The 10,354-nt window shown below is 70.2% G+C and carries 8 protein-coding genes; 6 read left to right on the plus strand and 2 right to left on the minus strand.

Annotation, left to right across the window (positions count from 1 at the left end; translation table 11 throughout):
• Positions 1-5: 5 nt before the first annotated feature.
• On the minus strand, positions 6-962 hold the full coding sequence (locus AC1DSC_RS22315) for a threo-3-hydroxy-L-aspartate ammonia-lyase (protein ID WP_369663123.1): 957 nt from the start codon (positions 960-962) through the stop codon (positions 6-8).
• Between the two features lie 114 nt (positions 963-1,076).
• Here AC1DSC_RS22315 and AC1DSC_RS22320 point away from each other — a divergent pair, with 114 nt between their 5' ends.
• From AC1DSC_RS22320 to AC1DSC_RS22340, 5 genes are all read left to right on the plus strand, one after another.
• The gene (locus AC1DSC_RS22320) at positions 1,077-1,781 is read left to right on the plus strand and encodes a GntR family transcriptional regulator (RefSeq protein WP_012748568.1); all 705 of its coding nucleotides are present in this window, start codon (positions 1,077-1,079) and stop codon (positions 1,779-1,781) included.
• Entirely contained in the window at positions 1,778-2,653 is an 876-nt protein-coding gene (locus tag AC1DSC_RS22325; RefSeq protein ID WP_369663124.1) for a phytanoyl-CoA dioxygenase family protein, read from the plus strand. The genes AC1DSC_RS22320 and AC1DSC_RS22325 overlap by 4 nt, the downstream gene beginning before the upstream one ends.
• Positions 2,654-2,657: 4 nt before the next feature.
• The gene (locus tag AC1DSC_RS22330; RefSeq protein ID WP_369663125.1) at positions 2,658-4,019 is read left to right on the plus strand and encodes an NAD(P)H-dependent oxidoreductase; all 1,362 of its coding nucleotides are present in this window, start codon (positions 2,658-2,660) and stop codon (positions 4,017-4,019) included.
• Positions 4,020-4,167: 148 nt separating this feature from the next.
• Positions 4,168-4,539: a YciI family protein gene (locus AC1DSC_RS22335; protein ID WP_369663126.1), complete on the plus strand. Its 372-nt coding sequence runs from the start codon at positions 4,168-4,170 to the stop codon at positions 4,537-4,539.
• A complete protein-coding gene (locus AC1DSC_RS22340) occupies positions 4,536-5,765 on the plus strand; it encodes an RNA polymerase sigma factor (RefSeq protein WP_278876029.1) in 1,230 nt (409 codons plus the stop codon). Before AC1DSC_RS22335 ends, AC1DSC_RS22340 begins: the two co-directional genes overlap by 4 nt.
• Positions 5,766-5,784: 19 nt before the next feature.
• Here AC1DSC_RS22340 and AC1DSC_RS22345 read toward each other — a convergent pair whose 3' ends face one another.
• A complete protein-coding gene (locus AC1DSC_RS22345) occupies positions 5,785-7,188 on the minus strand; it encodes a serine hydrolase domain-containing protein (RefSeq protein ID WP_369663127.1) in 1,404 nt (467 codons plus the stop codon).
• Positions 7,189-7,288: 100 nt separating this feature from the next.
• Between AC1DSC_RS22345 and AC1DSC_RS22350 the strand changes: the two genes are divergently transcribed.
• Positions 7,289-9,892: an FtsX-like permease family protein gene (locus AC1DSC_RS22350; RefSeq protein ID WP_369663128.1), complete on the plus strand. Its 2,604-nt coding sequence runs from the start codon at positions 7,289-7,291 to the stop codon at positions 9,890-9,892.
• The last annotated feature ends 462 nt before the right edge of the window (positions 9,893-10,354 follow it).

Here is a 10,354-nt window from a genome sequence, read left to right on the forward strand (position 1 = left end):
GCGGGCTACGCGAGCAGCGCCGCGTAGCGCGAGAGGTCGACGTTGCCGCCGCTGACCACGATGCCGATGCGCTGGCCCGCGATGGCCTTGCCCGCAGCAATGGCGCCCGCAAAGGCGAGGCAGCCGGTCGGCTCCACCACGGTCTTCATGCGCTCGGCAAAGAAGCGCATTGCATCGACGAGCTGCGGGTCGGTCACGGTGAAGATGTCGTCCACGTCGCGCTTGATGATGCCGAAGGTGTACTGCCCCAGGTGCTGCGTCTGCGCGCCGTCGGCAATGGTCTTGGGCGTTTCGATGTGCACGATCTTTCCCGCGCGCAATGATTGCTGGCCGTCGTTGCCCGCCTCGGGCTCCACGCCGTAGACCTTGCAACCGGGCGCCAGCGCGCGCGCCGACAGCGCCGAACCCGACAGCAGCCCGCCGCCGCCCAGGCACACGAACAGCTGGTCGAGCGGACCGGTCTCCTCGATGAGTTCCTTCACCGCCGTGCCCTGCCCCGCGAGCACGTCCGGGTGGTCGTAGGGCGGGATCATCGTCATGCCGCGTTCCTGTGCGAGCCGCTTCGTGAGCGCCTCGCGGTCTTCGGTGAAGCGGTCGTACATCACCACTTCGGCGCCGTAGCCCTTCGTGGCCGCAACCTTGGCCGCGGGCGCGTCCTTGGGCATGACGATCACGGCCGGCATCGACAAGAGCCGGGCCGACAGCGCAATGGCCTGCGCATGGTTGCCCGAAGAGAACGCGATCACGCCGCCCTTGCGCTGCGCGGCGTCGAACTTCGACAGCGCATTGAACGCACCGCGGAACTTGAAGGCACCCATGCGCTGGAAGTTCTCGCACTTGAAGAAGAAGCTGGCGCCCCAGCGCTCGTCGGCCGTCTGCGATTGCAGCACAGGCGTGCGGTGGGCGTGGCCCTTGAGCCGCGCGGCCGCGGCGATGACGTCGTCGTAGGTAGGTAGTTGCATGGGCCGAGCTTAGCGGCGGGTTACCTTCTTTTGCAGCCCCCATGGGTAAAAACCCGGGATACGCGGCGGCTCCGGATTCCGTACTCTGTATACAGAGTTCAAGGAAAGCCATCCATGCCCGCCCAGCTCGTCAGCATCGAAGCCGCGCCCGACCTCGTCGACCAGGTCTACCGCGCCCTGCTCGGCGCCATCAGCAGCGGCGCGCTGGCGCCTGGCGAGCGGATCACGCAGGAAGACATCGCGCAGCGCCTGTCGGTGTCACGCCAGCCCGTGCTGCAGGCGCTACGCCTGCTCAAGAAGGACGGTTTCGTGCACGATGCGCCCGGCCGCGGCGTGCTGGTGGCGCCGCTCGATGCCGACTGGATGCGCAAGGTCTACCAGGTGCGCGGCGCGCTCGACGTGCTGGCCGCGCGGCTCGCGGCCGCACAGCGCTTTCGCATCGACCCCAGGCTGCTGGAGCGTGGCCGCCGTGCGGCGCGCGGGCGCAATGTCGAAGCCATGATCGATGCCGACCTGGCCTTCCACCAGGCCATCTACGAGGCCTCGGGCAATCCGCTGATCGGCCAGAGCGCCGGTCAGCACTGGCGCCACCTGCGCCGCGCGATGGGTGCGGTGCTGCAGGCCGAGCCGCAGCGCGAGACGCTCTGGGACGAGCACGAAGCCATCGCCGCCGCCATTGCGGCCGGCCATGCGCAGCGCGCCGCGCAGCTGAGCGAGGAACACGTCGCCCGGGCCAGCGAGGCACTGGGCCGGCGGCTCGCGCAGCAGCTCGCGCGCACCGCATCCACCACCCCCACCCGCAAAGGAGACAAGGCATGAAGTTGACCCCCGAGCAACGCGCGCAGTTCGAGCGCGACGGCTACCTGTTCTTTCCCGGCCATTTCTCGCCCGAAGAAACCAGGGCGCTGACCGATGCGGTGCCCGACCTGTACAGCAAGCGCGCGGCCTTCAACGTGCGCGAGAAGGGCTCGGATGCGGTGCGCACCAACTTTGCCGCGCACCTGATCAGCGAGCCCTTCGCGCGGCTCGCGCGCCATCCGCGCATGGTGGAGCCGGTGATGGACCTCTTCGGCGAAGAGGTCTACATGCACCAGTTCAAGATCAACGGCAAGATGGCGTTCGAAGGCGACGTATGGCAGTGGCACCAGGACTACGGCACCTGGCTCAACGACGACCTGATGCCCACCGAGCGCGCAATGAACGTCGCGATCTTCCTGGACGAGGTGAACGAGCACAACGGCCCGCTGATGTTCATTCCGGGCAGCCACCGCAAGGGCGTGGTGGATGCGAAGCACGACCTCACGACCACCAGCTATCCGCTGTGGACGGTGGACAACGACCTGATCCGGCAGCTGGTGGACCGCGCTGGCGGCAAGCATGGAGGCATCGTCTCGCCCAAGGGGCCCGCCGGCTCGATGATCCTGTTCCACAGCTGCCTCGTGCATGCCTCGGGCAGCAATCTTTCGCCGTTCAACCGTGTGGCGGTGTACCTGAGCCTGTGCGCTGTCAGCAACCACATCCGGCGCCACAAGCGGCCCGAGTACATCGCGCACAGAAACTTCGCGCCCATCGAGCTGCTGCCCGACGACTGCCTGCTCAAGCCCTACCCGGTCGAGGTGCCGTGGAAGAACGGACTGCCCGAGAGTGCCCTGCAGACCTCGCTCGAAGTCCTCGACACCGCGGAGGCCTGACGCCATGAGTCTCTACGCCCGCCTGCAGCAGCGCGCCGCCGAAGGCCGCCCCATCCGCATCGGCCTGATCGGCGCCGGCAAGTTCGGCTCGATGTACCTCGCGCAGATTCCGCGCACGCCCGGCGTTCAGCTGGTGGCGATTGCCGACCTCTCGCCCGCGGCGGCGCGCGCCAACCTCGAGCGCGTGGGCTGGAACCCGGAGCGCGCCGCGGCGGGTTCGGTGCAGGAAGCCCTGAAGACGGGCAGCACCTGGATCACCGACGACTGGCAGGCCGTGACGCGCGAACCCGCCATCGACATCGTGGTCGAGTGCACCGGCAACCCGGTGGCGGCCGTCGAGCATTGCCTGGATGCGTTTGCGCATGGCAAGCACGTGGTCAACGTGACGGTCGAGGCCGATGCCTTCTGCGGCCCGCTGCTCGCGCGCCGCGCGCAGCAGGCCGGCGTGGTCTATTCACTGGCCTTCGGCGACCAGCCCGCGCTGATCTGCGACCTGGTCGACTGGGCGCGCACCTGCGGCTTTCCGGTGGTCGCGGCCGGACGCGGCCACAAGTGGCTGCCGCACTTCACCGAATCGACGCCCGAGACCGTCTGGGGCAACTACGGCCTGACGCCCGAACAGGCGCTGCGCGGCGGCCTCAATCCGAAGATGTTCAACAGCTTTCTCGACGGCTCCAAGCCGTCCATCGAAAGCTCGGCGGTGGCCAACGCCACCGGGCTCACCGTGCCTTCGGACGGCCTGCTCTACCCGCCCGCGAGCGTGGAGGACATTCCCTTCGTCACGCGCCCCCGGAGCGAAGGCGGCGTGCTCGAACGCAAGGGCATGGTCGAGGTCATTTCCTCGCTCGAGGCCAACGGGCGAAAGATCCCCTACGACATCCGCATGGGCGTGTGGGTCACGGTCGAGGCCGAGACCGACTACATCAAGAACTGCTTCGAGGAATACAACGCCCACACCGACCCGAGCGGGCGCTACTTCACGCTCTACAAGCGCTGGCACCTGATCGGCCTGGAGGTCGGCATGTCGGTGGCCAGCGTTGCCTTGCGCGGCGAGCCGACCGGCGTGGCCACCTGCTGGAACGCCGACGTGGTGGCCACGGCCAAGCGCGACCTCGCTCCCGGCGAAATGCTCGACGGCGAAGGCGGCTACACCGTCTGGGGCAAGCTGCTGCCGGCCGAGCGCTCGCTCGGCCTGGGCGGGCTGCCCCTCGGGCTCGCGCACAGCGTCAAGCTGGTGCGACCGGTGAAGAAGGGCCAGAGCCTCTGCTGGGCCGACGTGGCCATGGACACCTCGACCTCCGCCTATCGGCTGCGAAGCGAGATGGAGGCCATGTTCGCCCCCGCCGCGCAGGCCAAGGCGGCCTGAAAGCCTAGGTAGCGCAACCGTTGCGCCGAACGGCAATCGCGTAAAAAATCATCTGCTCGACACGGACGCCGTGTCGAAATGACCGGCTGCGGGCCGTCATTGTGGTGAGCGATCCTGCTCAGCCTCTTTTCCACGATGGAGAGACACCATGCAGTACATGTTGATGTTCTATCAGCCCGCGGCCGAATTCGAACAGCGGAACGACGCGTCCTCGCAGGCCTACCGGGCCAGCTGGGTGGCGTATGCCGATGCGGTGCGCCAGTCGGGCATTTCGCTCGGCGGGCACGGCCTCCTGCCGCCGATGACCGGCACCACGCTGCGCGTGCGCGGCGACAAGCGCCAGGTGCAGGACGGCCCCTTTGCCGATACCAAGGAGCAGCTCGGCGGCTACTTCGTGGTGGACGTGCCGGACCTCGATGCCGCGCTCGAATGGGCGGCCCGCGCGCCCTGCGCGGCCAGCGGGGGCGTGGAGGTGCGGCCGGTCTTCGCGGCCACGGCCATCGCGGCGGCCACACCGTGAACCACCCGGCGGCTCACCAGGCCGCCGAACGTGCGGCGCGCGAGTCGTACGGCCGCCTGCTGGCCATCCTGTCCGCGCGCACGCACGACATCGCCGCATCGGAAGATGCGCTCGCCGAGGCCTTCGCGCGCGCACTGGAGCGCTGGCCGGCCGACGGCATTCCCGCACAGCCCGAGGCCTGGCTGCTGAGCGTGGCGCGGCACCGCAAGCTCGACGCCTGGCGCCACAGCCGCGTGCAGGACGATGCGACGCAGTCGCTGCTGCTCTTGGCCGGCGAGATGGACGACGCCCCTGAGGGCGCGGCCGTGCCCGACGAGCGGCTGCGCCTGATGTTCGTCTGCGCGCATCCGGCCATCGATGCGGCGGCGCGCGCGCCGCTGATGCTGCAGACCGTGCTCGGGCTCGACGCGGCCCGCATGGCCGGTGCCTTTCTCACCGCGCCTTCCACGCTGGGCCAGCGGCTGGTGCGGGCCAAGGCACGCATCCGGGCCGCTGGCATTCCCTTCGAGTACCCGCAGGCGCGCGAACTTCCGCAGCGGCTGCAGGACGTGCAGGGCGGCATCTACGCCGCCTACGGCACCGGCTGGGACGACGTCGACGGCGCCGACGCCCTGCCGCGCGGCCTCACCGCCGAGGCCATCGACCTCGGCCGCATCCTGTGCAGCCTGATGCCCGATGAGCCCGAGCCGCTGGGCCTGCTCGCGCTGATGCTCTTCTGCGAAAGCCGCGCCGCGGCCCGGCGCAGCGAGGCCGGCGCCTACGTGCCGCTCGACCAGCAGGACCCGCTGCGCTGGAACCCCGACCTGCTCGCGGAGGCCGAACGCTGCCTGCGCCGGGCCTCGGAGATGAAATCGCTCGGCCCCTACCAGCTGGAGGCCGCCATCCAGTCGGCCCATTGCGAGCGCCGTGTGGGTGCGCCCGTGCCGCCCGAAGTGCTGGTGTCGCTCTATGAAGGACTGCTGGCGCTGCGGCCCAGCATCGGTGCCCAGGTCAGCCTGGCCTGCGCACTGGCCAATGCGCGCGGCCCCGACGTCGGCCTGCGCGCGCTGGAGGCCATGCCGGCGGCCGAGGTGCAAAGCTACCAGCCGTTCTGGGCCGCCCGCGCGCACCTGCTCGCAGCCGGCGGTGCGCGCGCCGCGGCACGCCAGGCCTACGACCGCGCGATCGGCCTCAGCAGCAACGCCGCCGTGCGCGCCTACCTCAACGCAATGTCGGAACGGCTTTGATCTTCTGGCGCCGGAGCGGTCAATCCTGCGGAGCGGCCACCGCCTCGCCCATCCTCTGCGCATCGAGCCGGCTGCCGCCCTGCGCCAGCGTCACGCCGACCACCGCGTTGCCTTCGCCGCGCCGGAAAGTGACTTCGGCGCCGATGGCCGTGACCGCGAAGCGGTCGCTGCCGATGGGCGTGAGCGCGTTGTAGCCCCAGCCCGCCTCGCGCACCAGCAGGCGGCCGCTGCGCACCGCAAAGCCCAGCGTCTTGGCCCTGTTGATGCGGAACTCGCCTTCGTAGTCCGCAAGGCGCTGCGGATCGATCGGCACCGGGGCGGTCGGCACCGGATAGCGGCTCTTGCCGATGGCCAGCATCACGGACTGAAGCGACGCGCGCGCATTGCTGCCGAGCACGATCAGCGCTTCTGCGGTGTCGGGCGCAAGCAGCCACAGCGTGCGGTAGCCCTCGGTCACGCCGGCGTGGTAGTAGGTGCGCCGGCCGCCCTCGGGGCCGCGCACCATCACCGCATAGCCGATCTCGGCGCCTTCGTAGCGCGCGAGCGGCGTGAGCATGCGCACGGCCGCGGGGCCCAGCGGACCGCTGGCGCCGGCGAGGATCGCGCGGCTCAGCGTGAGCATGTCGGCCGCCGTGGAACGCAGCGCGCTGGCCGGCGCATAGGCCGCTATGTCGAGCAGCTGCTGGCGACGGTCGCCGGCAAAGGCCGGTGCCATGCGCGAGGCCTTGTCGCCGAGCTGGATCACCGTGTCGTTCATGCCCAGCGGCTCGGTGATGCGCGCGCGCACCAGCTCGCCCCAGGTGGTGCCGAGCCGTTCGGCCAGGACCTGGCCCAGCAGCGCCATCCCGAAATTGCTGTACGCCGCTTCGCAGGGCGGCGCCGGCGCCGTGAGCCGGATGCGCGACAGCGCATCCCAGAACGCCGCCTTGTCGAAGGCACGGAACTGCGCGGCCAGCGCGGGCCCGCCGGCCACGCCATCGGCCATCACGGGCATGCAGCCGGTGTGGGTCACGAGTTGGCGCAGCGTCACGGAGGCCACCGCGGGAGAGAGCGGCGACGCCAGCCTGCCGGCGAGCAGCTGGCCCACGGTGTCGTCGAGCTTCACCTCGCCACGCTCCACCGACTGCGCCAGCAGCAGGCCCGTGAACACCTTCGTCACGGAGCCGATCTCGAACATCGGCTGCTCGGCGCTGTTCGGCTCGATGGCGCGCGGCGCCGCAGCGGGCTCCGGGTTGTGCGCCATGCCATAGGCGGCGTTGCCGCCGCGCAGCACGCCGACCACCAGCGTTCCCCTTTCGGCGCCCAGCGCCGTCTTCGCGATGGCGGCGGGTTCGCTGGCCAGGGTGATGGGCAGCGGCTGTGTCCATGCGGCGGCGGCCGGCAGCAGGGCAGCAAGCCAGGCGGCCGTCCATCGGCGGGCCAAGGCGGAGCAAGAAAGCCGCATCGTGGAATTCCCCAGGCATCGAAGAGGCGCCATGGTGCCACGGCCGCGGAACTTCGCGCGCGCCGGCCACAATCGCGGCATGCGTGCCTTGCTCTCCACCTTCTCATGGCAGGAACTGCGCCACCATCCCTGGCGCAACGCCGCGGCCGTGCTGGCCGTGATGCTGGGCGTGGCGCTCGCGTTCTCGGTGCAGCTGATCAATGCTTCCGCGCTCGATGAATTCTCGAGCGCCGTGCGCTCGGTCAACGGCCAGCCCGATCTCGAAGTGCGCGCCGTGCAGGGCAGCTTCGACGAAGCGGTGTTTGCACGGCTCGCGCAGCATCCGCAGGTGGCGCTCGCGAGCCCGGTGCTCGAATTCCAGGGGCTCGCGCTGGCCGGCGAACGCCAGCTGCCGATGCGCGTGATCGGCATCGATGCGCTGGCGCTGCCCACCATCGCGCCGGCGCTGATGCCGCAGCCCGGCAGGAACGCCGCGCGCTTTGCGATGCTCGCGCCGGGCCATGTGTTTCTCAACGCGGCGGCGCGCAGCGCGCTCGGGCTCCCGGCCGAAGCAACAGAAGGCCGCGTGGAGACGGTGCAGCTGCGCACGGGCGGCGGCGCCTGGCAGCGGCTCGAGGTGGCAGGCCACGTCGCCGCCGGCGGCGCGGCGCTGGCGGTGCTGGACATCGGGGCCGCGCAGGACCTGTTCGACAAGCTCGGCCAGCTCAGCCGCGTCGACCTGAAGCTCGCTCCCGGCACCGACCGCACGGCCTTCACTGCATCGCTGCAGCATTCACCGGGCTGGCCTGCCGGCCTGCAGTTTGCCGAGCCCGGCGATGCGGCCGAACGCGTGAGCAATCTCTCGCGCGCCTACCGCGTCAACCTGACGGTGCTCGCGCTGGTGGCGCTTTTCACCGGGGCCTTCCTGGTGTTCTCGGTGCTCGCGCTCAGCGTGGCCAAGCGCGCGCAGCAGTTCGCGCTGCTCGGTGTGCTGGGCCTGACGCCGCGCGAGCGCTTGCGCCTGGTGCTGGTCGAATCGCTGGTGCTGGGCCTGATCGGGAGCGCCGCCGGCCTTGCGCTGGGCACGGCGCTCGCGGCCTTCGCGTTGCGCGTGCTCGGCGGCGACCTGGGCGGCGGCTACTTCGAGGGCGTGGCGCCCACGCTGCACTGGAGCAGCGGCTCGGCGCTGCTGTACGGCGGGCTCGGCGTGCTCGCGGCGCTGGTGGGTGGCTGGTGGCCCGCGCGCGCGGCGCAGGCGCTGCCCGAAGCGCAAACGCTCAAGGGCCTGGGCGCCGCACCCGTGCAGAGCCGCAGCCACTGGCCCGCGCTCGGCCTCATTGCCGCCAGCGCGGCACTGGCCAACATGCCGGCTGTCGGCGGCATTCCGATAGCGGCGTATCTCTCGGTGGGCTGCCTGCTGGTGGGCGGCATCACCGCGCTGCCCTGGCTCATTGCGCTGCTGTACGACCGCGTCGCGCCTGTGTTCGCAGAGCGCGTGCTGCCGATGCTGGCCATCGAGCGCGCACGGCGCATGCGCGGCACCGCGGCCGTGGCGGTGAGCGGCGTGGTCGCGAGCCTGAGCCTTGCAGTGGCGCTCACGGTGATGGTGGCGAGCTTTCGCGATTCGGTTACGCATTGGCTCGACGTGGTGCTGCCGGCCGACCTCTATGTTCGTGCCACCTCGAGCGGCCGCTCCGGCAATTCGGGCACCCAGAGCAGCAGCGACACGGCCACCTTCGCGCCAGCCTTCGTGCAGGCGCTGGCACGGCTGCCGGGCGTGGAACGCATCGGTACGCTGCGAACCCGCTCGCTGCAGCTCGACCCCGCACAACCCGCGGTCACGCTGATCGCGCGAAGCCTCGAGGGCGGCGCCTCACAGGCGCTGCCGCTCGTGGGCCCCGCGCTGCCGGTGCCCGCCGGCCAGGTCGGCATCTACGTGAGCGAACCGATGGTCGAGCTGTATGGCGCGAAGCCGGGTTCGCTGTTCACGCCGCTGTCGTCGGCATTGGCCACCACGAACGCCGCCCCAACTGCGTTCTTCGTCGCGGGCGTGTGGCGCGACTATGCGCGGCAGTTCGGCGCCATCACGATGGACGCGCGCGACTTCGAGCGCCTGACGGGCGAACGCAACGTGAGCGACGTGTCACTGTGGCTCGCGCCCGGCACGTCCGAGGGCGCGGTGCAGGCCGCGGTGCGCGAGCTGGCGGCCCGCGGCGGCTCCGATTCGACTGCGACGAACGTCGAGATCTCGTCGGTCGGACAGATCCGCGCCACCTCGCTGCGCATCTTCGACCGCAGCTTTGCGGTGACCTACTGGCTGCAGGCCGTGGCCATTGCCATCGGCCTGTTCGGCATTGCCGCGAGCTTCAGCGCGCAGGTGCTGGCGCGGCGCAAGGAGTTCGGACTGCTCGCGCACCTGGGCTTCACGCGGCGGCAGGTGCTGGCGGTGGTGGCCGGTGAAGGCGCGGCGTGGACCGCGATCGGCGCCGTGGCGGGGCTCCTGCTCGGGCTCGCGGTGTCGGTGGTGCTGGTGAAGGTGGTCAATCCACAGAGCTTTCACTGGACGATGGATCTGCTGGTGCCCTGGGGACGGCTGCTGGTGCTCTGCGCTGCCGTGGTTGCCGCGGGGACGGTCACTGCGTGGCTGGCGGGGCGGGCTGCTGCGGGGAGGGATGTTGTTTTGGCTGTGAAGGAGGATTGGTAGAGGTTTGGTTTCGGGGCCGGGTCTCGCCCCGGCGGGCGACTCACTTTCTTTTGCTTCGCCAAAAGAAAGTAAGCAAAGAAAAGGCGACCCCTACTGTCTGCGTCCCTCCGCTTCGCTACGGGAAACCTGCGGTGCTCGATTCCGGCGGGGGTCCGCAGAACTCGCTTCGCTCAAACAGCTGCGGCCCTGATCCCGCCTCCATCTGCGCTCCTCGGCGCATACAGAAGGGGTGGGAGCGGGCGGCCTTCGCTCTCGCTCGGCCCCAAGACCAACAGCCCAACTCAATATCAACCACCGCAGGCGCTACGCGCCTGCGGTGGCTTGGTGGCCGAGCGAAGCAAAGGCCCGTGTGGTTTGCCCTCCCCTCTGTATGCGCCGAGGAGCGCAGCGTTTCGCGGATCAGGGCTCGCAGCTGTTTGAGCCGAAGGCGAGTTCTGCGAGACCCCGCGAAACGCGAGCACC

The sequence above is a fragment of the Variovorax sp. 01N425 genome (assembly GCF_056399465.1).